The organism is Aminobacter niigataensis, from assembly GCF_946995915.1.
Lineage (GTDB): Bacteria > Pseudomonadota > Alphaproteobacteria > Rhizobiales > Rhizobiaceae > Aminobacter > Aminobacter niigataensis.
On record NZ_OX341517.1, the window covers coordinates 3,348,959 to 3,372,460 of the forward strand.

Consider the following 23,502-nt stretch of genomic DNA (forward strand, 5'->3'; position numbering starts at 1 on the left):
CACCCTCCCCGTCTCGGCCGCGAAGTTACAGGCGCAAGCCCGACCCTCGTCATTGGCGGTTTCGTTGTTCCCAGAAACCGAAAGCTAGCGGCACTGTTCACATATGTCTAGTACGATCAGCGCCAAACACGCCGCTTTGTGCAATTGGGGAAGTTGCGCCTACTGCAGCTGCGAAACCGAGCGTGCCTCGTGCACTCCATTCCAGGCTGGCAGGGCTGCCGCAATCTCGGCCTCGCTAGCGTAGGAATCGCGCGCAAAGCGGTCGAGGCGGAACCGCGTCGTGTCGACAAAAGGCTTCTGGCCGAGCACCAGCTCGGCTGAAAGCCGACCGAGGCCGGGGCCGTGGCTGACACCGGTTTCGTTGTCGCCGCCGACCGCCACGACGTTCGTCGTGCCCGGCACGTGACCGACGATCAAGCCACTGTCCGGGGTGTAGCAGGGCACGCCCTGGGCCCAGCTCGATACCTTCGAACCGCGGAGCGGCGGGAAGATCTTCTGCAGCCTTGCCAACTCGTCGTCGTCCATCGCCTGCATCAGATCGACATTGCGCGGCTGGCCGGGTTCGATCCAATCGTCACCCGACTTGTAGTAAGGCTGGTAGTGGCGACCGGTGCCCCACATGACCGCGCCAAAGCTCTCGCGCAACCAAAGGCGCAGTTCGCGGCATTGCACCGTCGGCAGCGTGGACGGAAGCCCTCGCCCGTCGGTGACGATGCGTGTGGCCATGACCCTGAGCAGCGGCAGACGCCAACCGAGCCCCTTGAGCACTTCGTTGTTCCAGGCACCGGCGGCGACGACGACGCCATCGGCTTCGAACTCGCCCTTGTCGGTCTCGATCTTCACATGACTGCCGGCATCGTGAATGCCGGTGACTGCCGTTCCATTGCGGAACACGCCACCCATCTTGACAATCTCGTCGACCATGACGCCGGTCGCAAGCCTGGTGTCGAGTTGAATGCCATGCGGATTGAAAGCGCCGGAATGCACCTGGGTCGCGTCGATCAAGCCCCTGGTCTTCTCGCCGATCTGCTTGGCGCTCAGATCCTGCATTTCCGCTGGCGCGTAAGGCGAATCCAGGACGGGGCGAACGAAGCGCTCTCGCCCCGCCTCGGTCAGCGCCATCATCAGCGTGCCGTTCGGACGATAGCCGATCTCGACGCCGAGATCGTGGATCGCGCGATAGAAGTCGAGGCCGTATTGCTGAAGCTGCAGGCCCTCTTCGCCCAGCGGGAACATGCCGGCAGACCAATGGGAGACAAAACCGGCACCCGCCCCCGTGGTTGCCGCGGCCGGTTCGCGCGCTTCGATGACGGTCACCTTCGCACCCTGCTTGAGCAGGTGATATGAGGTGGAGACGCCGATGATACCACCGCCGATGACAATCACCCGTTTACCGGCCGATCCGGTTTGCTGTGTTCTCGAAGCCATGATGTTTCCTCCCCTTCGCAACCGTCTAACCGGCCGGCTGAACATATTTGTCGAGCCACCACAGAATGCGGGCGGCACTGTCGAGATATTCCGGGTAGCTGCGGATGCTGTGACCGGCATTCGGATAGATGATGAGCGAACTTGGCGCGCCGGACCTGATCGCCGCAAAATGGCATTCCTCGGCCTGGCCGACCGGCGTGCTCCTGTCGAGCGCGCCCGCCATGACCAGTGTTGGAACCGTGGCCTTGTGCTTGAAGAAGGCAGGGCTACGCGAAAAATAGGCACCGTCGGCTGCCCACGGCGACGACTCGAGCATGATCTCGTCGAATTCGGGGATCTGCGACGTCCGATGCTGGCTATACCAGTCGCCCACGGGCGAAATCGGTATCGCGGCAGCGAAGCGATCGCTTTGCGACGGCAGCCAGGCGGACATGAAGCCGCCATAGCTGGTGCCGGTGACGGCGATCCGCTTGTCGTCAGCCCAGCCCTTGGCGACAAGCGCCTCGATGCCGCTGGTAATGTCGAGCGCGTCGGCACCACCCATGTCGCCCTTGACCGCACGGGCAAAGGCATCGCCCCTGCCCGTGCTTCCCCTGGGGTTGGGCAAGAAGACCGTCCATCCCTGGCTGACCAGGATGGGAGCGGCGCGCATCCTTGCCATCCAGCGATTGCGGTGCGCCGAGATCGGTCCGCCATGGATGTCGACCAGAAGCGGCGTTGGGCTTGTTGCGCCATGGGGACGCAGAACCCACCCCTGGATTTCCAACCCGTCCGGCGCGCTCCAACTGACAGGTTCGATCAGCCCGCAGCGCGACATCGCCTCTTTCGCCTGGGGTGCCGCGAACGATGCCACCTCGCGAACGGCGCCAGAGACCACTTCGGCAAGGAATGGCGGGTGCGAATAGGACTCGGCAATGAACAGGCTGCCGCTCGCTCCGATCGGATATGAACTCGGGACCCATTCTCCATTGGTAAGGTCGCTGGACGACCAGCTTTCGGTGGCGACGGATTGTTCGAGGTCGTAGTCGCCTGTCGCGGTCTGGTGGCCGCGCGCACCCGTGAAATGGATGACTGTCGGCGAGCGCCATTCGATGGAAGTCACGTCGATACCCAGTGTATCGGGTGTTTCGACCTTGCCGGTTTTCAGATCGAAGATGGACAGCAGGCCGGAAACCAAGCCCCGGTCGCTGCAAAATGCCTCGATGAAGGCCACGCTGCCACCGTCCGCAGCGCCCCTGACGCAGCCAAGCTGGTCGGCAGGGGTATGGACTGTCGTCACGGCTCCCGAGCTCGCATCGACAAGCGAAAGACGTGCCTCGTACCAACTGCCTTCGCTGTGACGATCACTTGATATGGCGGCAATCATGCCATTGCCGCACCAGCTGGCTTCCCACACATTCAGCGGCGGCGTGGTGAGACGCTGCGGCCCGTCGTTGCCGTCCCACGTCCAGATGGTGCGCCAGAGTTCGTCACCCTGTTCGGAGCGCACCTCTGGAAGCCATGCCGGGCCGTTGGATTGCACCTTCTGGCTATAGCCGCCGTGGATGCCGGCAAGGTCTGCAGCCGCTCCAGCAACGACCACAAGCAAAGACGCACCATCCGGCGACCAGTCGATCTGCTCGATGCGCCCCGGCATTGCTTGCGCATTTGAACAGCCGTCGCCCGACCATAGCTCGATACGGTCGGCCGCGGGTTCGTCGCCAGCGCATGCCACTGCCAAGGTTTGACCGTCGGGAGAAAGTCTGATCTGCCGTGTCTCGCGCTCATTGAGGCATTCGAGGCCTCCGCCGTCGCGACCCGTCCGGCAAAGCCTGCTAGTGACGCCCTCTTCCAGGGATTTCGCGAAGCTCTGTCCGATAAAATAGAAATGCTTTGCATCCTCGTGGCCACACAAGGAACGCGCGCCGAATACGTGCCCGCCCGGCGCCAGCAGCGCGCCGTAGAATGTCTGTGTCGCCACATATTCAGGCGACGAGCGAATATCGCGGTCCATCAGGCTCCTCCACCAACGGCATCATTACCTTGGCAAGGGGCTCCTCCCGCTCGCCCGCAGAGGCTTTCGCTGCGTCAGCGTGGGCAACATTGCAGCCAATTCGCCGCCTGTCTAGACATATGTGTACTTTCGCGCCATGTCTGTGCGGAGAGGTCTCTGCAGCGACGTGGTGAGCGAACGCGCCTTGGTCCATGCGCCGGGCGGCGGCCCTGCACAAAATAGTCGATGCGAAGAGCCGACAGTTGCTCGTATAACGATGAAAATAATAGGGGGATCGCCAGTGCCACCATCGCAAAGCAAGGGGCCGGAACAGACAGCGGCTCAGCAGGTCGACAGCGCCGGCGACAGCTCGTCGAGGACCAGCAAGAACGACTGGCTCAATCTGGCTATCAATACGCTGATCGATGACGGGATCGACGAGGTCAAGATCCAGGTGATGGCCAAGAAACTCGACGTCTCGCGCTCGAGTTTCTACTGGTTCTTCAAGAGCCTGCAGGACCTTCACGACCAGCTCCTGCAGAACTGGCTGCAAAACAACACGACCCCGATCATCGAACACGCAATGCGCCCTGCGCCCACCATCAACCGGGCCATTCTGAACGTCTTCGAGTGCTGGGTGGACGAGCGCCTATTCGACCCAAAACTGGATATCGCCGTGCGATTGTGGGCGCGACGCGAACCGGCTGTCCGTACGGTGGTCCATGAAGCGGACAGGCGGCGCGTCGATGCCATCAAGGCGATGTATCTGCGCTACGGTTATGATGACGAGAACGCGTTTATCCGCGCCCGCGTGCTCTACTACATGCAGATCGGCCACTTCACGCTCGATTTGGGCGAAACCCTGGACGCCAGGGTCTCGCATGTTCCGGCCTACCTGCTCGCTTTCAGCGGGCAAGAACCGGAGCCGGAGGACGTGCGGTTGTTCGACGCTTTCGCGGCACGCTTCGCCGTTTCCGACCCAAGTGCGGAAGTGCCCTGAGGGTCAGGCTTCCGCGCTTGCGATATTGCCGCCGACCGTTGCCACCCAGCTCCAGAAATAGGCGGCAAGGCTACGATCGACATGGACGCGAATCCTCTCGCCGTGGCGGTAGACGACGGCATTGATACCCGCAAACGAGATGGCCGCCGAAGCGCTCCCCTTGCCTGGATCAAGCGTGGTTGCACGCGCGACAAGTTCGGCTGCGGCAGCGCCTTCGATCTCGAATATCAGCATCCCAGCGCTCACCGTGCTCACGGCGAAACCTTGTTCGTGCCAGCCCTGAGCGACAGTGGACGGAAGGGCAGACACGACTAGCAGCCGGTCGCGCGCGACCTGAACCGTGTAGGTATCGCCCATTGCCTCCCCGAATGCGCCCACCGGCTGCAGGGCTATGCCCCACGCCTTGCTCCAGGCCGCGAGATCGCCGCTGACGAGAAACTGGTTCAGGCCGGACACCGAACGGATCGCAAAGCTGGGCGTATCGATCACAGCCGTCTGCCAATCCGGCATGGCTGTCCATTTTTCGGCGAGATTACGCATTGAGCCGCTCTCCTGAAGGATCGAAGGCGCAAGGGCCGGCGATCGTCGCGCGCCTCACCATGCCCAGATGCTGGATGTCGATCGTCTCGCCATGGCGCGCGGCTCCGCGTTCGATCAGGCCAAGCGCTACCGGCCGCGCCAGCGTCGGGCTGTGATAGCTCGAGGTCACGAAACCCTGGCTCCGGAGCTTGCCGCCCTCGCGCGAGATACCATGCGCGCCGGTCGCCAGCGGCTCTTCGCCTCGGGCAACAGCAAGGCCAACCAGCTGTTGCCGGCTGTCAGGCATGGCCACCTCGGTGAACAGCGAGCGGCGGCCGACATATTCGCTCTTGCGTTTGGCACGCGGCCCATCGACGCCGAGATCGTGCGGCAAGGTGGTGCCGTCGGTGTCCTTGCCGATAACGATATAGCCCTTTTCGGTACGCAGGATCATCAAGGCCTCGAGCCCGATGGTGACCGCATCGAATGCCTTGCCGGCCTCGTGCATCCGCGCCCACAGGCGCTCCGCCCGGTCGGCACGGATCGACACCTCGTAGCTGCGGTCGCCGGTGAAGCTGACGCGGGCGACCCGAACCGGATCGGTCTCGAACATGCCCTCGCCTATCGCCATATGCGGAAGGTCTGTGTCGTCCAGCGACAGGCCGAGATCGAGTGCCACGAGCAAATTCTTGGCGTTCGGCCCGGAAACGGTAAGCGTCGCCATCTCGGAGGTGGCATTGTGAATGTAGACCGCATCGCGGCCGAAGCGGTCCTGTCGCCACTCCTCCAGGCGGGCATGCACAGCGGCGACATGCGAACTCGAGCAGGAGACGACAAAGCGATGCTCGTCCAGCCGCACCAGAATGCCGTCGTCGAAGACAACGCCATTTTCCGACAGGATGAAGCCGTAGCGGCAGCGGCCGGGCTTCAGCGTCGACATGGTGTTGTAGTAGATGAAATCGACAAATTCGGCCGCCTTCGGGCCCATCACCTCGATCTTGCCAAGCGTCGAGCCATCGAACAGAGCCACTGACTGGCGGGCACGCCGCGCCTCGTCCTGGATCGCCCGGTCGGCATCCGCGCCTCCATAATGGGCGGGCCGCAGCCAGCCGCCATATTCCTGGAAGACAGCGCCCTGGGCGCGATGGACATTTTCAAGCGGCAGACGGCGCACCGGCGACATCAGCTCGCCGCCACGCGCGCCGGCAAAGCTTGCCAGCGGCACCGGCGTGAAAGGCGGGCGGTAGGTGGTGGTGCCGACCTCGGGCACGGTGCGCCCGGTGACGGCGCCCATCAATGCCAGTCCAGCTAGGTTCGACGTCTTGCCCTGGTCGGTCGCCATGCCAAGCGTGGTGTAGCGCTTGAGGTGCTCGACCGAGATGAAGTTTTCGCGCGCAGCGAGCTCGACGTCCTTGGCGGTGACGTCGTTCTGATAGTCGATCCAGACGCGGCCCCTGGCACCGGGGTTCGGCCAGGCAACAAGGATGCCACCCGTTGCTTCGACACCCGTGCTGCGCGGCGCGGGCGACGTGGTCGCGCCCGGCATTGCCTTGGCGGCACCTTCGAATACGCCAGACAGGGAAACTGCGCCTGCTGCCGCGCCGACGACAGCCATGCCCTCGACAGGACCGCCCGGCAGGAAGGCAGCTTGCGTCTCGCTCCAAACGAGCTTGCCCCTGGCCTGGCAGAACAGATGGATGGTCGGTGTCCAGCCGCCGGAAACAGCAACGCAATCTGCTTCAAGCATCGTGCCGTCGTCCAGCACGGCGCCCTCGACGCGCATTTTTCCGCGCGCCTCAGCGACGAGACGGCCGGCCATCCGGCTGACACCCTCAGGCGCTGCAGGAGTCCCGTCCTGGCGGCAATCGACCAGGGTCACATCGGCACCGGCTTCAGCCAGGGCGCCAGCGACCTCGTAGGCACTGTCGTTGTTGGTGGCGACGATGATGCGCCGGCCGACGAGCACGGCAAAGCGCCTGAGATAGATCAACGCCGCGTCCGCCGACATGATGCCCGGCAAATCGTTGTTGGCGAAAGGCAATGGGCGCTCGATGGCGCCGGTGGCCAGCCCGATCCGGCGCGGCCTGACCCGCCAAAGCGTATCGGGCCGGACATCGACGTGACGCTGGTTCAGCCCGACCAGATTGTGGTCGTAAATGCCGAAAGCCGTCGTGGACGGCAGGACAATGTGCCCAGCGGCGGAGAGTTCGGCGATCGTCTCAGCGACCCAAGCAGCGGCCGGCTTGCCGTCGATTTCGCCGGTGCGATGGTGGAGCGAGCCGCCAAGCTCGCGCTGGTCATCAACCAGAATGACGGACTTCCCCGCGCCAGCTGCGAGCTTTGCCGCTGCCAGGCCGGCAGGCCCGGCACCGACCACAAGCACGTCGCAATGACGGTTGATCTGGTCGGCCGGGCCGGGCGATTGCCATCCCGTATCGACCTCGCCCAGCCCCGCGACCGCGCGGATGCGCGGTTCGAACAGATGCCAATCCGGCCACATGAAGGTCTTGTAGTAGAAGGCGGCGGGAATGAAGCGCGAGAAGCGGTCGATGAAGGCGTTGCGGTCGGCTGCAGCGTTCGGCGACGCATTGACGCTCTTGGCGATCATGCCTTCGCGCACGAACTCGGTGGTGGCGCGCGTGTTTGGTGTCACGGCGACGCTGCCGCTGATGTCGACCAGCGCGTTCGGCTCTTCGACGCCGGCGCCCCAGATGCCACGCGGACGGTGGTACTTGAAGCTGCGTCCGACCACGGCAACGTCGCTGGCAAGCAGGGCCGAGGCAAGGGTGTCGCCTTCAAAGCCCTGCAGCTTGCGTCCGTCGAAGCTGAACGAGACCGGGCGGGAGCGGTCGATGGCGCTGCCGCCGGAAGACAGGCGCGTGGCGGTCATTGGGCGTGCCCCGCGCCGTCAAGCGATGTCGAGGACAGGACCTGATGGCTGACACTGTCGCGCTCCATGACAAAGAATTCGCCGCAGTTCATGTGCACCCAGACCTCGCGGACCGCGCCCTTGGGATTGTCGCGCATGTAGAGATAATTTGCCCAGCGATCGGCGGGGGCGTCAGCGCCGTCGGGCCGGAGGTTTCCGGCTTCGCCGCCAAAATGAAATTCGGTCTCGTCGCGAGCGCCGCAGAACGGGCAGTGAAAAAGCTGCATGGTTTACTCCAGGTCGACGACCTAATGCGCGATGCCGGAACCGGCGGCCTCGTCCAGCAGGCGGCCGGTGACGAAGCGATCCAGATCGAAGGGGCGGCTGATATCGTGATGCTTGCCGGTCGCCAGCAGATGCGCGAGCAAAGTGCCGCCGGCCGGAATGGCCTTGAAGCCGCCCGTGCCCCATCCGCAATTGAGGAACAGACCAGGCAACGGCGACTCGCCGATGATCGGCGAAGAGTCCGGCACGACATCGACGATGCCGGCCCATTGCCGCATCAGCTTGAGCTGGCCGAAGGCCGGGAACATTTCGAGCAGGCCTGAAATGACACCCTCGAGCGTCGGCAGGTTGCCGCGCTGGCCATAGGATGGAACCCGGTCGAGCGCGCCGCCGATGACGATCTCGCCCTTGTCGGACTGGCTGACGTAAACGCCGGTGCCTGGCGACAGAACAACCGTATCGAGGATCGGCTTGACCGGTTCGGAGACGCAGGCCTGAAGGGCATAAGAATTGATCGGCAGGCGGAAACCCGCCTTGGCAGAAAGCACCGAGGAATGGCCTGCCACCGCCATACCGATGCGGTCGGTGCGAATGGTACCGCACGAGGTGTGCACGCCGCGACAGCGGCCGCCCTCGACGATGAAGTCGGTGACCTCGCAGTTCTGGATGATGTCGACGCCGAGCGCGCTTGCAGCACGCGCATATCCCCAGGCCACTGCGTCGTGACGAGCCGTGCCCGCCCTACCCTGCCAGACGCCGCCGAACACCGGAAAACGTGCGTCTGGCGCAAAGTTGAGAATCGGCGCGACGCGGCGCACATCGTCCACTGAAAACATCTCGGCATCGACGCCGTTGATCTGCATCGCATTGACGGTGCGCGCGCCGATCTCCATCTCGCCGGTACTGTGGCACAGGAACACCATGCCGCGCTTCGAGAGCATGACGTTGTAGTTCAGTTCCTTCGACAGCCCCTCATAGAGCCGGTGCGCCAGGCCGTAGATCGCCACGCTCTCGGGATAATAATAGTTGGAGCGCACGACCGTCGTGTTGCGGCCGGTGTTGCCGCCGCCGATCCAGCCCTTTTCAAGCACGGCAACGTTGGTGACGCCGTGGCTCTTGGCGAGATAATAGGCCGTCGCGAGCCCATGTCCGCCGCCCCCGATGACCACCGCGTCATAGATCTTCTTCGGTTCGGGCGAGCGCCAGGCGGGCTGCCAGCCCTTCTGGCCGGCCAAACCTTCCTTGATCAGCGATAGCGCGGAGTAGCGGCGGGTCATTGAACCATTCCTGGAAACTTCCGTCTTGTGCCCCATGTGGATGATGCGAAGCTTACATCCGCATCCGGAGGCCCTGCGGATCATAGACAGAGGGCTGGACAACGCGGGCTGTACGCTCGACGCCGACAATATGGACCCTCAGCTCGGTGCCGACCTCGGCCAGTTCCCTGTCGACCAGCGCCAAAGCGAGGCTCTTGCCGACGGTGTGGCCATATCCGCCAGAGGTGACGAAGCCAACCAGCCTGCCATCGTGCCAGACAGGCTCATAGCCGCTGGCATCGGCATCCACGGCATCCACTTCCAGTGTCGCCAACGCGCGTCCAGCGGTCGCCACCCTTTCAGCCAGCGCCGCCTGCCTGCCGATGAAATCTGCCTTGTAGAAGTCGATCCAGCGATCCATGCCGGTTTCGCCTGGCGTGTAGTCCTGCGTGAATTCGCGCGACCAGATGCCAAAACCTTTTTCCAGGCGCAGCGCGTTGACGGCGTTGAAGCCGTATTCGGTGATGCCGAGATCCCGGCCTGCCTCAAGCAGCGTGCGCCGCAGCGTGGCGTGCTCGTTGGCCCTGCAGTGGATTTCGAAACCGAGCTCGCCGACGACCGAGAGGCGCCCGGCCTTAGCACGGATGAGGCCGACATCCAGGCTACGGCAACTGAGGAACCCGAAGGCCCGATGCGATACGTCCTCATGCGTGACGCGCTCCAGCACCTTGCGTGCATTCGGACCGGCAAGCGAAAAGCCAACGACATCGTCGGAAATGTCACGCACCGCGATGCCTTCAGCGAGGTGCTGTTCAAACCAGCGCATGTGCCACTGGCGAAGGTAATAGGACCCCATGACCCACCAGGTGCCATCGCCCCAGTTGAACACGGTGAGGTCGCCCTTGAGCTTGCCGTTTTCGCCCAGCATCGGCGCCAGCCTGGCGCGACCGGGTGCAGGCAACTTGCACGCAAGCAGGCGATCGAGCCAGGCTTCGGCGCTCGGCCCCTTTACCTCGTAGCGGGAGAAGGCCGAGATATCGAGCAGGCCGACACCGGCACGCACCTTGCGGCATTCCTCGCCGATGAGATCGAAGGCATTGGAGCGCTTCAGCGTCGGCGTCTCGACAAAGGCTTCGGGCGCGAAATAGAGCGGCACTTCCATGCCCCACGAATTGCCCCAGTGCGCACCCGCAGCGGTCATTGCGTCATGTGCGCCTGAGGTCTTGAGCTTGCGCCCCGCCGGCAGTTGTTCGTTGGGATAGCTCATGACGAAGCGGCGCGAATAGAACTGGCCGGTGGTCTGCTTGATGTATGCGCGGTTGGAGGCGAAGTCGCCGTAGCGGGCGATGTCCATGCCGAACACGTCGGCCTGCGGTTCGCCATGGATCATCCACTCGGCCAGGGACTTGCCGACGCCGCCGCCCTGCAGGAAGCCCGCCATCACGCCGCATGCGACCCAGTAGTTCGGCACGCCGCGCACCGGCCCGACCAGAGGATTGCCGTCAGGCGAGAAGGTGAAGGCGCCGTTGACCCAGCGCTTGATGCCGGCTGTATCGAGACACGGATAGCGGCTGAAGCCGAGCGTCAGTTCGTCTGAAATGCGGTCAGTGTCTTCCTGGATCAGTTCGATGCCGTAGTCCCACGGCGCGCCGTCCATATTCCAGTGCTTGTGGTCGATCTCATAGATGCCGAGCAGCAGCCCCTTTTGCTCCTGGCGCATATAGGTGAAGCCTTCGAGGTCGACGATGAGCGGCAGCTCCTTGTCGAGCGCCTGAATCTCGGGGATCGCCTCGGTGACCAGATAATGATGCTCCATCGGCGAGACCGGCAGGTCGATGCCGACCATGCGCCCGACCTGCTTGGCCCACAGGCCGGCGGCATTCACGACATGCTCGGCGACAATGGTGCCTTTCTCGGTAACCACGTCCCATTGGCCGTCGGCGCGGCGGTTGAGCTCGAGCACGCGGTTGTGCTCGACAATCTCGGCGCCGCGCAGCTTTGCCGCCTTGGCATAGGCATGGACCGTTCCGGACGGATCGATATGGCCTTCGCGGGCCGCGTAAAGACCACCGAGCATGCCGTCCGTGTTGAGGATGGGGCACTGCTTCTTGATCTCGTCGACACCGATCAGGTGGACATCGTCGATGCCCATGGTCTGGAAGACGCGGTAGGACGCCTGCAGCCATTCCCAGCGATCGGGGGCGGACGCCACCGAAATACCGCCGGTCATATGCATGCCGATGTTCTGGCCAGATTCCTTCTCGATCTCGGAGAGAAGGTCGATCGTATAGGACTGCAGGGCTGCGATATTGGGATCTGCGTTGAGCGCATGGAAGCCGCCTGCGGCATGCCAGCTCGACCCGGCCGTCAGCACGTCGCGCTCGATCAGCACGACGTCGGTCCAGCCGTATTTCGCCAGGTGATAAAGCACCGAGGCACCGACCACGCCCCCGCCAATCACGACTGCCCTGTAGTTGGATTTCATCGGTACCCTCCCCTGTTGCGAGAAGGATTACCGACTATGGACACATATGTCTAGACCCTCCATGCGGCGGGAATGGAACGATATTGCCAACCTTGTTCGCGGGGTGGCACATGCTGCATGGGATCGCGCTGCAGAGCGCAGATCGCCACATCGCAGCGCTCTGCTGGCAACGTCACATATCGGCGAGGATCATCTCCGACGCCTTTTCGGCGATCATGATGACGGGCGAGTTGGTGTTGCCCGATACGATCGCCGGCATGATTGAGGCATCTACCACGCGCAGGCCGGCAAGGCCGTGGACCCTCAGCCGTGCATCGACGACCGACATGGCATCGCTGCCCATCCTGCAGGTGCCGACAGGGTGGAAGATCGTCGTGGCGATGTCGCCGACCTTTGTCAGCACGTCGGCGTCGCTGGCCACCGCTGGGCCCGGCAAGATCTCCTCCGGCGCAAAACGCTCGATGGCCTTGGCGGACATCAGCCGGCGCACGTGGCGGATGGAGGCTATGGCAACCGCGCGGTCGTTCTCGGTCGACAGGTAGTTGGGGCGGATGGCTGCCGGCGTCCGAGGATCGGCCGAGATCGCATGCACCGTGCCCCGGCTTTCCGGCCTGAGGTTGCAGACAGAAACCGTGACCGCCGGGAACCGGTGCAGCGGCTCACCGAGCCTGTCGGTGCTGAGCGGCTGGACGTGGTACTCGAGATCGGGCGTTGCGAGCCGCGGGTCGCTGCGCGCGAAGATGCCGAGCTGGCTCGGCGCCATCGACAGTGGGCCGGAGCGCTTGAGCGCATATTCGATGCCCATGCCGGCCCGGCTGAAAAGGTTGTGGTAGCGCTGGTTCAGCGTCGCGGCGTTCCTGACCTTGAAGACGGTGCGTATCTGCAGGTGGTCCTGGAGGTTTTCGCCCACGCCGTCGAGCCGGTGGGCTACATCGATGCCGAGCCCGGAGAGCACGGCCGGCCGGCCGATGCCCGACAGTTCCATTATCTTTGGCGAATTGATCGCCCCGGCAGCCAGGATCGTCTCGCCTGCCCTTGCCTCGTGCAGCTTACCGCCCAGCCGGAAGACGACGCCATGCACCTGCCGCCCCTCGATCACCAGCCGCTCTGTCTCGGCACCAGTGACGACACGCAGGTTCGGCCGCTTGAGGATAGGCCGCAGGAAAGCCTTGGAAGTGTTCCAGCGCACGCCCTTCCGCTGGTTGACTTCGAAATAGCCCGAGCCCTCGTTGGTGCCCTGGTTGAAGTCGTCTGTGCGCGGGACGCCGATCTCTTCGGCCGCATCGCGGAAGGCGTCCAGGATCGGCCAGGACAGCCGCTGGCGCTCGACCCGCCATTCGCCGCCGACGCCATGCCCGGCAGAGGCACCGCCATGATAGTCCTCGGACTTGAGGAAACAGGGCAGCACGTCGTCCCAGCCCCAGCCGACATTGCCTGCCTGGCGCCAGCCGTCATAGTCGGCGGCCTGGCCGCGCATGTAGATCATGCCGTTGATCGACGAGCAGCCGCCCAGCACCTTGCCTCTGGGATAGTTGAGCGCGCGCCCGTTCAGGCCCGGCTCGGCCTCGGTCTTCATCAGCCAGTCGGTGCGCGGATTGCCCATGCAGTAGAGATAGCCGATCGGGATATCGATCCAGTGATAGCGGTCGCTGCCGCCGGCCTCGAGCAACAACACACGGTTTTTCGGATTGGCGGACAGGCGATTGGCCAGCACGCAGCCGGCCGAGCCGGCGCCGACCACGACGAAATCATACGTCCCGAAATCGCTTGCTGTCGTCATGCCTCGACCTGTTCGCTCGCCATGCTTTGCCACAACGGGCCCATGGCCTTGTTGATCTCGCCATAGAGCCGGTAGCGCCGTCCATAGGCCAGCGCGACCTCGCAATTGGGCGTGTATAGGCGCGCCGCAGCCGTCATCGCGGACGCCCCTTCGGCAAAATCCTTGAAAAGGCCGACACCCGTGGCGGCAGCAATCGCGGCACCCAACGCCCCGGTCTCGCGGCTGCGCGCCACCGTTACCGGGAGGGAGAGCACATCAGCGAAGATCTGCGGCCAGATGGCGCTGCGCGAACCGCCGCCCGACAGCACGACCTCATCGACGACAGCACCGGCATCACGCAGCGTCTCGACATGGCGCCGGTGCTCGAACACCACGCCCTCGAACAGCGCCCGCAACAGATGGGCGCGGCCGTGCCAGCCGGCGATGCCGTAGAAGCCGGCACGCGCCTGGCCGTTGGTCTGGGCACCGTAGAGATAGGGATGATAGATCGGCACGTCGCCTGTCGGATCGACCGAGGCGACCAGATCGCCACAGAGTTCGAAGGGCGAGCGGCCGGACTCGGGCGCATGCTCGAAGAACTCGCGCACTATCCATTCGAGATTAGCGGCGGAAGTAGCGCTGGATTCGATCGCCAGATAGCGCTCGGGATCGTAGGTCGAGACCATGAAGATCTTGGGATCGCGGATCGGCTCGTCTGTGATGACCTGGTTGATGCTCCAGGTTCCGGCGATGATCGAGGCGGCTCCCGTGCGGGTGACGCCGGAACCGATGGCGCTGGCGACGACGTCGAACAGGCCGGCGATGACCGGCGTGCCCGCAGCCAGGCCGGTCAGACCGGCAACTTCAGGCGAAATGCGACCGGTGATTTCGGCGGATTCCAGAACCGGCGGCAATAGCTGTGCGCAGTCCTCAAGGCCATACGCGGCCAAAAGGTCGCCCTCGTATCGGCGGCCCGGCATCGACAGCAGGCCGCAACCCGACATGTCCGACATGTCGGTCGAGCGCGCGCCGGTCAGCCGGTTGACGACAAAATCCTTGCACAGGAACGCGGTGCCAATGCGCGAGAATAGCACCGGGTCATGGCGCTTCAGCCAGACCAGCAGCGTCGGCGTCTGCGCTGCCCACGGCTTCTGCAGGCAAAGGGGATAGGTGCGATCACCGACGCCTTGCTTCTGCCATTCGTCGACCAGCCCGCTTGCACGCGTATCGAGCGACTGGATGGCGATCAGCGGTTCGCCGTCACGGTCGAGCGCGTAAAGCCCGTTGCCATGGCCGGCGCAGCCGACGGCCAGGATGTCACCGGCATCGACGCCAGCACGTTCGATGCACTGACCGATGACCTCGACGGCATTGCGCCAAAGTTCACCCAGATCGCGCTCGACGTGACCGGGCTTCGGCATGGACGACCGGCCATCCTTGGCGGCGAGTGCCAACTCGCGGCCTTCGAGGTCGAAGAGTACGGCCTTGATGACGGTGTTGCCGGCATCGAGGCCAAGAATGTATTCTCCCATAAGCCCCTCCCAAGGCGCTGGAGCCTATCCCATTCCGATTGAATCGGAACGGGTCTCAGTCCGTTTGGCTGGAATGTCTTCAGCCCCTTCCCGCTTGCGAGCAGCTCGCTAATTCGCCCCGGTGTACCGGTCCCAGGCGGCGGCGCCGTCGGCGCCCTCGTGGATGATCGCCATGAGCCCGGCCACCACCGCGCGCGGGTTGGCATGCTGGTAGATGTTGCGGCCATAGACCATGCCATGCGCGCCCTGCGCCATAAGCGCCGCCGACTTATCGAACACCGTGCGCAAATCCTCCTTGCCGCCACCACGCACCAGCACCGGGCAGCGCGCAGCCTCGACGACGCGGTGGAAATCGGCAGCCTCGGTCGTCGGATCGGCCTTGACGATGTCGGCGCCCATCTCGCGGGCAAGCCGGGTCAGCGTCACGATCTTCTCGGCATCGCCGTCGACCATGTAGCCGCCGCGCTCGGAGTTCGCCAGCATCGCCAGCGGTTCTATCATCAGCGGCATGCCATATTTGTCGCAGTCGGCGCGGACGCGCGCAATGTTCTGCACGCACTGGCGGAACAGGTCGGGTTCGTCAGGCAGCATGAACAGATTGACCACAACGCAGGCGGCGTCCATCGCCAATGCGCCGATCAGCGGCTCATGCTCGTTCTGCAGCACCGCCCACATGTGGCGGTGGCGGGTCTTGTTGTAGGGATTGCCCATGTCGATGCGCATGACCAGCGCCGGCTTGTCCTTGCCCGGGCGCTCCTGCAGCAGGTCGGCCTGGCCGAAATTCATCTGGATCGCGTCGGGACGGGCCGTGACCAATTGGTCGACCACGCCGGCAATGTCTTCCAGTCCGTCGAGGAAGGACGGCTCGTTGCAGACACCATGATCGATGGCGACGTCGAGGCACCGGCCGTTGGCGAACAGACGGTTCATGCGGACTTTAGGGCTGATGCGCATTCGGCGCTCCTTTCGGATCTTGCTGAGAGTTTCGTGGCGTCGAGCCCGTGCCGGCTTTCCAGCAGGGCGAGAAATTCCTGGCGCTCGCGCGCGCTGCGCTGCTCACCCCAACCCTTTGCTTCGGCGAGGATGCCGAGCGCCTGCTCGATGAGTCCCCACGAGAGCTTGCCGGTCACGCCGATGGTCGTGCGCCGCAGCAGCAGATCGTCGAGCTTTTCGACATGCTCATGCGCGATCAGGTGCGCGAGTTCGCGGTCCGAATAGGTGGAGCCCGGCAACATGGCGTCGTCGCCGAGGCCGTCGGCAACCGTCGCAGCATCCGTGCCATAGCGTTCGAACAGCTCGCGCATGCGGGCACGCGGAACACCTGAAATGGCGGCCTGTTCGGAAATCCACCGCTCGGCATCGCTAGGAAAATCACGGCCACCGCCGATGGCCAGCTCCTCGGTATCCCTGGTTCGTTTCGTGCCAAGACGTTCCAGTGTCATGTCGGCCGCAAGCGCCCCGAACGAGCGGAATGTGGTCCATTTGCCCCCGATCATGCACAGCATCTCAGGCAGCGCGCCGCTGGCCTCGACCACCTCGCAGAAATGGTCGCGCGGGATACGGCCGGTGAAGCTGTCGTCGCTGGCCGGCAGCGGGCGCACGCCGGCGAACTGGAAGACGATCTCCTCAGGCGCGATGCGGAGGTGCGGAAAGACGAAGGCGAGCGACTGCAGGATGTAGTCGCGCTCGTCAGCCTCGCAGCGCACCTGGTCGGGATCGTCGACACGTATGTCGGTCGAGCCCACCAGCACGTTGCCGAGATAGGGAAACAGGATGCAGATGCGCCCGTCCTCGTTCTCGTAATAGATCATGTGACCGGCAAGCGCGTCATGCAGCTCACGGTTGGCGACGACCAGATGCGAGCCCTTGGTGCCGCCTATCATCGTCGGCGCCGAGGCGCCGAGGCCAGCGTTTGTCAGGTCGATCCAGCCGCCGGTGGCGTTGACGATCAGCCGAGGATTGAGGCGTACCGCCTCGCCGGTCAGCATATCGGTCAGCGCCACGGCGTCGCCATCGCCGCCGACCTGGGCATGATTCAGCGCCCGCGCCGCCGGATTGGCGGCCAGCGCGTCGTTCAGCATTTCGACGCCCAGCCGCTCGGGCCGGCTCACCCAGGCGTCATAGTAGGTCGCCGAGTTGCGGATATCAGGGTTGATCGCCGGCCAGGTCCTCAGCGTCTCGGCGCGGCTGCGGAAGACATGCTTCGGCATCAGCCGGCGCGTGGCGGTGAGGATGTCGTAGACCGCCAGGCCCGCCTTGATGACCACCGCACCGCGGCGGTTCGGCCTGCGGGTCAGGCCGAGAAAGCGGAAAGCGCCGTTGGCGATGCCCGAGAAGAAGTCGAAGATCGGCACCGTCGTCGGCAATGGTGCTACGAAATGCGGGGCGTTCCTGAGAAGCCTGTCGCGCTCCAGAAGCGATTCCCGCACCAGCTTGAACTCGCCGTTCTCGAGATAACGCAAGCCCCCATGCACCATGCGCGACAGGGCCGCGCTCGCCCCCGAGCAATAGTCCCCCTTCTCGGCCAGGAGCACGTCGACACCTTGCAGCGCCAGCTCGCGGAAGACGCTGATGCCGTTGATGCCGCCGCCGATCACAAGCACGGCGGGGCCGTTCCGGCCCTTGAGGCCGGCTATGGTTTCGCTGCGATTCATGGTGCGGAGGGTTTCCTTCGGTCAGGCGTCCATGGCGACGAGATGCCTGGAAATGGCGGTATCGAGGGCGAGCAGATCGTCGGCATCGAGCCTGATCTGGCCGGCCCGCGCATTGTCGAGAGCCTGCGCCGGATTGCGCGCGCCACAGAGTGCAAAGGTGATGCCGGGCTGGGCCAGCGTCCAGGCGATCACCACCTGCGCCATGCTCGCCGTGTGGCGTTCGATGACAGGCTCAATGGCCGCCTTGAGCTCTGCGACCTTCTGCCGGTTGGCCGCGGAGAAGCGCGGATTGCCCTTGCGCTGGTCGTCGCCGCTGAATTGCCTGGACGGGTCGATGGCGCCGGACAGCAGCCCGAGCGCCAGCGACGAATAGCTGAGGGTGGCGACATCGTTGGCCTGGGTGATCGGCAGCAGCGTGTCCTCGATCTCGAGGTCGAGCATCGAGTAACGTTCCTGGATAGCGTCGATCTGACCGGCTTCGACATAGGCCTTCAGCTCGTCAGCATTCACGTTGCTCGCGCCGATGGCGCCGATCTTGCCCTGCTGCTTGAGCCGCAAGAGCGTGTCCATCGTCTCGGCGACCGGCGTGGTCGGATCCTGCCAGTGGGTGATGTAGAGGTCGATATGGTCGGTGCCGAGGCGGCGCAGGCTCTGCTCAACCTCGTAGACGATGCCGTCGGCGCCGAGATAGCGATGCACCGGCAGCCCGTCCTGGTCGAAGAAGTGATTGCCCTTGCCGGAGTGCCAGTTGAGCCCGCACTTTGTGGCGACCACCACCTTGTCGCGGCGTCCGCGGATCGCCTTGCCGACGATCTCCTCACTACGTCCGAGACCATAGGCGGGCGCAGTGTCGATCAGCGACACGCCGGCATCGATCGATGCCTGGATCGCGGCAATGGAGGCGTCCTCGTCGGTGCCGCCCCACATCCAGCCGCCGATTGCCCAGGTGCCAAGGCCGACGCCCGAGGCCGATATCCCCGATCGGCCGATGTTGCGAACGAGCTGGCTCATGGTCTTTTTCCTTCGGCGAGTTCCAGGACCTGCAGGGCCGTGGCTTCGTCGGTGACGATGGTTTCGAGGTGGTTGCCGCGCATGGCGCTGAGGATCGGCGCGGCCTTGCTGGCGCCGCTGGCGACGCCGATGGTGCGCGGGACGGTGGCGAATTCTTCCAGTGTCAGCGACACCAGGCAGCGATTGAGGCTGTAGTCGCAGACCCTGCCTTGGGCATCGACGAGGTGGGCCAGCAGCTCGCCCGCTGCCCCCGACCGCTCGATGGCCTGGCGGTCGGTGCTCGACGAGGGATGCAGGTCGTAATAGCTGGAATCGTCGGTCAGGATCGAGCCGATGCCGACCACCGCGACATTGGCCTCGCGCGCCTTGCGGAACACGTCGGAGACAGAGCTTACGCCCATCAGCATGTCGCGCTGCTCGGGGCTGTCGGCAAATAGCGGCGCATGCACCTGATAGGCACGGCCGCCGAGCTTGTCGGCCATCAGCGAGGCGACGTGGTTGACGTCTGTGTAGTGCTTGCCCTGGACAAGCCCGGTCGCCGGGATGACCTCGACCTTGAACTGACGGTCGCCATTCAAGCCCGCAACCACGGCCGAGACACCCTTGCCGCCGGTGATAGAGATCGTGTCGCCGTCCTTGATCGTGTCCTGCAGCAGCGTTGCCGCGGCTTCGCCGACGCGCTGTAGCGCTGTCTGCGGATTGTCGCCGAGAGACGGCACGACAACGGCGCGCTTGAGCCCGCCGAGTGCCACCAGCCGGGCCTCGAGGTCGACGAGGTGTTCGATCGGCGATTTAATCCTGATCTCGACCAGCCCCATCTGGTGGCCGCGCTTGATCAGGCGGTTGACGGTGGCGTGCGAGATGCCGAGCTCGTGGGCGATCTCCACCTGGGTCTTGCCCTCCATGTAGTGGAGCACGAGCGCCTGATGCATCTGCCGCGCGTTGGCGATTTCGTCGCGTGAGTTGCCGTTGGCCATCATTCGTCTCCCGCTCATGCCTTCCTGCGATGAAGCAGGTGGTCGATGGAGACTGCGGCGAGAAGGATGCAGCCCTTGATCATGTCCTGCCAGTAAACCGAGATGTCGAGCAGGATCAGCGAGCTGGTGACCACCGAAAGCAGCGCCATGCCCAGGATCGCGCCGAAGATGGTGCCTGAACCGCCGTTGAGCGAAGCCCCGCCGATGACGGCCGCGGCGATGATGTTGAGTTCCATGCCGGCGCCGAATGTGGGCGTCGCCGCTCCGAAGCGGGACATGTAGATGACACCTGCAAAGCCTGCGAGCGTCGAGCTCAGCACGGTCACCCAGAACTTCACCTGCTTGGTACGTATGCCGGAATACTGCGCCGCCTTCTCGTTGGAGCCGGTATAGAAGACCTTGCGGAAAGCCGTCGCCCGGCGGAGCAGGAAGTCGAAGACGGCAACCACCACCACGAAGATGATGATAACATAGGGCACACCGTGGAAGCTGCCCTGGCCGATCGCCTTGAAGGCTGGCGGCAGGGTGAACAGAGACAGCGGCGTGCCCTTGGTGACGATCAGGCACAGGCCACGCACGATCACCATCGCCGCCAGCGAGGTGATGAAGTGGTTGAGGCCTACCACGGTGACGAAGAAGCCCATGACGGCTCCGATGAGCGCGCTGACGGCGATGCCGATCAGGCTCGCCGTCCACGGGTCGAGCCCGGCAAGAAACAGCGCGCCAGACACCACCATCGAGAAGGCGACGACCGAGCCGACCGACAGGTCGATACCGCCGACGATCAAGAGGATGGTCATGCCGACAACGACGATGCCCTCGATCGAGAAGCTCATCAGCATGGCGCGGAAATTGCCCCATGTGAGGAAATGCGGCGAGGCAAACGACATGGCGATGCACAGCGCCAGGATGATGACGATCAGGCCCGCCTCACGCATGGAACCCAGCCGCGCAAGGTTCCAGCCCGCGCCTTGGTTTTCCGTTTTCATCTGAGCCGTCATGATCGGTGCTTCCGCTTCCCTAGGCGACATTTTGAGCCCTGGCATTGTGTGAATTTGGCTGCACGCCGGAGGCGAGCATGATGATGGCTTCTTCGCCGAGCTCGCCGGCCGCAAGTTCGCCGGCGACCCTGCCCTCGCGCACGACGAGCACCCGGTCGCATAGCCCAATCAGCTCGGGCATCTCCGAGGAGATGACGACGATGCCGACGCCGCGACTGGCAAGCTCACGCAGCAGGCGATGGATTTCGGCCTTGGCGCCGACGTCGATGCCGCGCGTCGGCTCGTCCATCACCATCACCCTGGGGTCGACCGACAGTTGCTTGGCAATGGCCACCTTCTGCTGGTTGCCGCCGCTGAGCGTCGAGACGGCAGCGCCCACGCCACCCATGCGCACGCCGAGCCGCTTCGCCAGCTCCGTCGCCTGCGCTGTCTCGGCGCGGCGGTCAAGCAGGCCGAGTTTTCCTGTGAGCTTGCCGAGGTCCAGCGCCGACACATTGGCTGCGATCGACATGTCAAGGAACACGCCCGAGCCCTTGCGGTCCTCGGAGAGATAGACCAGGCCGGCCTTCACCGCGTCGGCATAACAGGAAATCCTGATAGGCTGGCCGTCGATCTCGACCTCGCCAGCGGCCACGGATCTCAGGCCGCACATCGTTTGCGCCATTTCACTGCGGCCCGAACCGATGAGCCCGCCGATGCCGAGGATTTCGCCGGCGCGAAGCTCGAGGCTGACACCGAAGCAGCGCTCGCCGTCCGACAGGCCTGACACCTTGAGCAAGGTGCGTCCAGGCGCCTCGTTCAGCTTGTCGGGATAGAGCTGGGCAATCTCGCGGCCGACCATCTTGCGCACCACCTCGTCAGGGGTGATCGAAGCAATCTCGTCGGTGGCGACATAGCGGCCGTCGCGGAACACCGTCACGCGGTCGCAGAGCGAGAAGATCTCGGCCATGCGGTGGCTGATGTAGATGATGGAAATGCCGCGCGACCTGAGTTCGCGAACGATGGCAAACAGGCGCTGCGCTTCCGGTTCGGTCAGTGCTGCCGTCGGCTCGTCGAGGATCAGCACCCGGCAGTCGAGCGTCAACGCCTTGGCGATCTCGACCAGTTGCTGGTTGGAAATGGAGAGGTCGCCGACCTTGGTGCGCACCGGAATCGGGGCCAGAAGGTCCATCACCTTTTGCGCTTCGGCATGGAGCCGCCGGAAATTCATCAGCGGGGCGCGGCGGCTGTTGATCGCCGGCATGAAGATGTTCTCGGCAACCGTCGCATCGGGACAGAGTGCGATCTCCTGGTGGACGAGCGCGATGCCTAGCCGCTGGGCCGCGGCCGGATTGGCAATCACGGTGCGCTCGCCTGCGATGCGGATCTCGCCTTTGTCGGGCTGAAGCACGCCGGCAATGATGTTCATCAGCGTCGACTTGCCGGCACCGTTCTCTCCGCAGAGTGCATGGATCTCGCCGGGCGCGAGCGAGAAATCGATACCGGTCAGGGCCTTGATGGCGCCGAACGACTTCGAAACTCCTGAGATCTCGAGAATGGGCGTCGACATGAGTCAACCTTCACGGAGTGTGATCTTTGCCGTGCCGGGGCAGGACGCCCCGGCCGTCTTTCAGCAAGGCATGAAAGGGAGCGGAAATCTATTCCTCGATGCCCTTGGTGCCGCGGCGCTTGAGGTACTTGTCCCAGTAGAAGTCGTCGGCGTTGTCAGCGGTGACGATGGAGAAGCCGTTGTCGACGAAGGGCACGCTCATCGGGTTGAAGCCCGAGCGCTTGGCGTCGTTCATCGGGTCGATCAGTTCGGGATGCTTGGCCATCCACAGCAGCATGAAGCCCATGTAGCCCTGCATGCCCTGGTTGGGGTTGACCGAGCCGAAGATCTCGCCGGCCTTGATCATGTCGAGGATCTTGGCGTTGACGTCGGCCAGCATCACCTTGATCTTGCCGCCGCCTTCCTTGGCTGCCTGCGCAGCACCGATGGCCGAATTGGCTTCCGGCATGAACACGGCGCCGAGGTCGGGATGGGCCTGCGCCAAGCTGAGTACGGCCTGGTAGGCCTTGGTCGGGTCCTGGTTCGAGGCGGCGCGGCCGACCAGCTTCATGTCGGGCCACTTGGCCTCCATGCGGGCGACGAAGGCGTTGACGCGCTTGTCGTGATTGTCCTGGCCGGGGTTTTCGAGCACGGCGTATTCGCCCTTGCCGTCCATCGACTTGGCAACCGCGTCGGCGGCATAAGTGCCTTCGGCGACATTGTCGGAGGTGATGTAGGAGACGCGCTTGGAATTGGGCGAGTCGGCGGCGAAGGTGACGACGGCCGTGCCCTGCTCGATGGCGCGGTTGATCGGCTCGATGAACGGGTCGGAGTTCATCGGGTGCACCAGGATGCCGGCCGGCTTCTGGGCGAGTGCCTGGTCGAAGGTGGCGATCTGCTTGTTGACGTCATATTCCGGCGTGCCGGTGTAGGCGGTCTCACAGCCGAACTGCTGGCCGGCCTGCTTGAACATCTCGTAGACCGGGAACCAGTATTCGACGCCCGACACCATGACGTTCATGACGTATTTTTCGCCGGGCGCGCATTTGAACGGGTTTTCGGCCGACTGGGCATGGCCGGCACCGAGAATGGTCGAGAGCGCGGCCGCGGCCGCGAAAGTGCTGAGAAATTTACGCAAGTTCCCTCCCTTGGCCGAAGCCAGATCAATAACCTTCGCCAGCACCTGACATGCCGTGCGGTATGGATTGATTGTCCGAACTTCCTCC

General features: G+C 64.1%; 17 protein-coding genes. 1 reads left to right on the forward strand and 16 read right to left on the reverse strand.

From position 1 onward, the window contains the following. Positions 1–159: 159 nt before the first annotated feature. Both O1Y97_RS16310 and O1Y97_RS16315 read right to left on the reverse strand, forming a co-directional pair. Positions 160–1,428: an NAD(P)/FAD-dependent oxidoreductase gene (locus tag O1Y97_RS16310; RefSeq protein WP_318761700.1), complete on the reverse strand. Its 1,269-nt coding sequence runs from the start codon at positions 1,426–1,428 to the stop codon at positions 160–162. A 25-nt stretch (positions 1,429–1,453) separates the two neighbouring features. After that, the gene (locus tag O1Y97_RS16315) at positions 1,454–3,421 is read right to left on the reverse strand and encodes an alpha/beta hydrolase family protein (protein WP_318761701.1); all 1,968 of its coding nucleotides are present in this window, start codon (positions 3,419–3,421) and stop codon (positions 1,454–1,456) included. A 169-nt stretch (positions 3,422–3,590) separates the two neighbouring features. Here O1Y97_RS16315 and O1Y97_RS16320 point away from each other — a divergent pair, with 169 nt between their 5' ends. Further along, on the forward strand, positions 3,591–4,400 hold the full coding sequence (locus O1Y97_RS16320; RefSeq protein ID WP_318761702.1) for a TetR/AcrR family transcriptional regulator: 810 nt from the start codon (positions 3,591–3,593) through the stop codon (positions 4,398–4,400). Between the two features lie 3 nt (positions 4,401–4,403). Here O1Y97_RS16320 and O1Y97_RS16325 read toward each other — a convergent pair whose 3' ends face one another. The 14 genes from O1Y97_RS16325 to O1Y97_RS16390 form a co-directional block, all read right to left on the reverse strand. Next, positions 4,404–4,940 carry a sarcosine oxidase subunit gamma family protein gene (locus O1Y97_RS16325; RefSeq protein ID WP_318761703.1) on the reverse strand — a complete coding sequence of 179 codons (537 nt, stop codon included), beginning with the start codon at positions 4,938–4,940 and terminating at the stop codon, positions 4,404–4,406. After that, positions 4,933–7,809, reverse strand: a complete 2,877-nt coding sequence (locus O1Y97_RS16330) for a sarcosine oxidase subunit alpha family protein (protein WP_318761704.1) — start codon at positions 7,807–7,809, stop codon at positions 4,933–4,935. Before O1Y97_RS16330 ends, O1Y97_RS16325 begins: the two co-directional genes overlap by 8 nt. Then, a complete protein-coding gene (locus O1Y97_RS16335) occupies positions 7,806–8,075 on the reverse strand; it encodes a sarcosine oxidase subunit delta (RefSeq protein WP_183261216.1) in 270 nt (89 codons plus the stop codon). Before O1Y97_RS16335 ends, O1Y97_RS16330 begins: the two co-directional genes overlap by 4 nt. A gap of 21 nt (positions 8,076–8,096) precedes the next feature. Then, a complete protein-coding gene (locus tag O1Y97_RS16340; RefSeq protein ID WP_318761705.1) occupies positions 8,097–9,350 on the reverse strand; it encodes a sarcosine oxidase subunit beta family protein in 1,254 nt (417 codons plus the stop codon). Between the two features lie 52 nt (positions 9,351–9,402). Further along, entirely contained in the window at positions 9,403–11,814 is a 2,412-nt protein-coding gene (locus O1Y97_RS16345) for a GcvT family protein (RefSeq protein ID WP_318761706.1), read from the reverse strand. 172 nt (positions 11,815–11,986) lie between these two features. Next, positions 11,987–13,594 (reverse strand): GMC family oxidoreductase, encoded by a 1,608-nt coding sequence (locus O1Y97_RS16350; protein WP_318761707.1) that lies wholly within the window; start codon positions 13,592–13,594, stop codon positions 11,987–11,989. Beyond that, entirely contained in the window at positions 13,591–15,105 is a 1,515-nt protein-coding gene (locus O1Y97_RS16355; RefSeq protein ID WP_318761709.1) for an FGGY-family carbohydrate kinase, read from the reverse strand. Before O1Y97_RS16355 ends, O1Y97_RS16350 begins: the two co-directional genes overlap by 4 nt. Positions 15,106–15,213: 108 nt before the next feature. After that, on the reverse strand, positions 15,214–16,059 hold the full coding sequence (locus O1Y97_RS16360) for a class I fructose-bisphosphate aldolase (protein WP_108608162.1): 846 nt from the start codon (positions 16,057–16,059) through the stop codon (positions 15,214–15,216). Beyond that, positions 16,032–17,759: a glycerol-3-phosphate dehydrogenase/oxidase gene (locus O1Y97_RS16365; RefSeq protein WP_318761710.1), complete on the reverse strand. Its 1,728-nt coding sequence runs from the start codon at positions 17,757–17,759 to the stop codon at positions 16,032–16,034. Before O1Y97_RS16365 ends, O1Y97_RS16360 begins: the two co-directional genes overlap by 28 nt. A gap of 21 nt (positions 17,760–17,780) precedes the next feature. Beyond that, the gene (locus O1Y97_RS16370; protein ID WP_318761711.1) at positions 17,781–18,770 is read right to left on the reverse strand and encodes an aldo/keto reductase; all 990 of its coding nucleotides are present in this window, start codon (positions 18,768–18,770) and stop codon (positions 17,781–17,783) included. After that, positions 18,767–19,765, reverse strand: coding sequence for a sugar-binding transcriptional regulator (locus tag O1Y97_RS16375; protein ID WP_318761712.1), 999 nt, complete (start codon positions 19,763–19,765; stop codon positions 18,767–18,769). Before O1Y97_RS16375 ends, O1Y97_RS16370 begins: the two co-directional genes overlap by 4 nt. Then, a complete protein-coding gene (locus O1Y97_RS16380) occupies positions 19,762–20,736 on the reverse strand; it encodes an ABC transporter permease (RefSeq protein WP_318761713.1) in 975 nt (324 codons plus the stop codon). The genes O1Y97_RS16375 and O1Y97_RS16380 overlap by 4 nt, the downstream gene beginning before the upstream one ends. A 31-nt stretch (positions 20,737–20,767) precedes the next feature. Beyond that, positions 20,768–22,297: a sugar ABC transporter ATP-binding protein gene (locus O1Y97_RS16385; RefSeq protein WP_318761714.1), complete on the reverse strand. Its 1,530-nt coding sequence runs from the start codon at positions 22,295–22,297 to the stop codon at positions 20,768–20,770. A gap of 88 nt (positions 22,298–22,385) precedes the next feature. Then, positions 22,386–23,414 carry a substrate-binding domain-containing protein gene (locus O1Y97_RS16390; protein ID WP_183261237.1) on the reverse strand — a complete coding sequence of 343 codons (1,029 nt, stop codon included), beginning with the start codon at positions 23,412–23,414 and terminating at the stop codon, positions 22,386–22,388. Positions 23,415–23,502 lie beyond the last annotated feature (88 nt).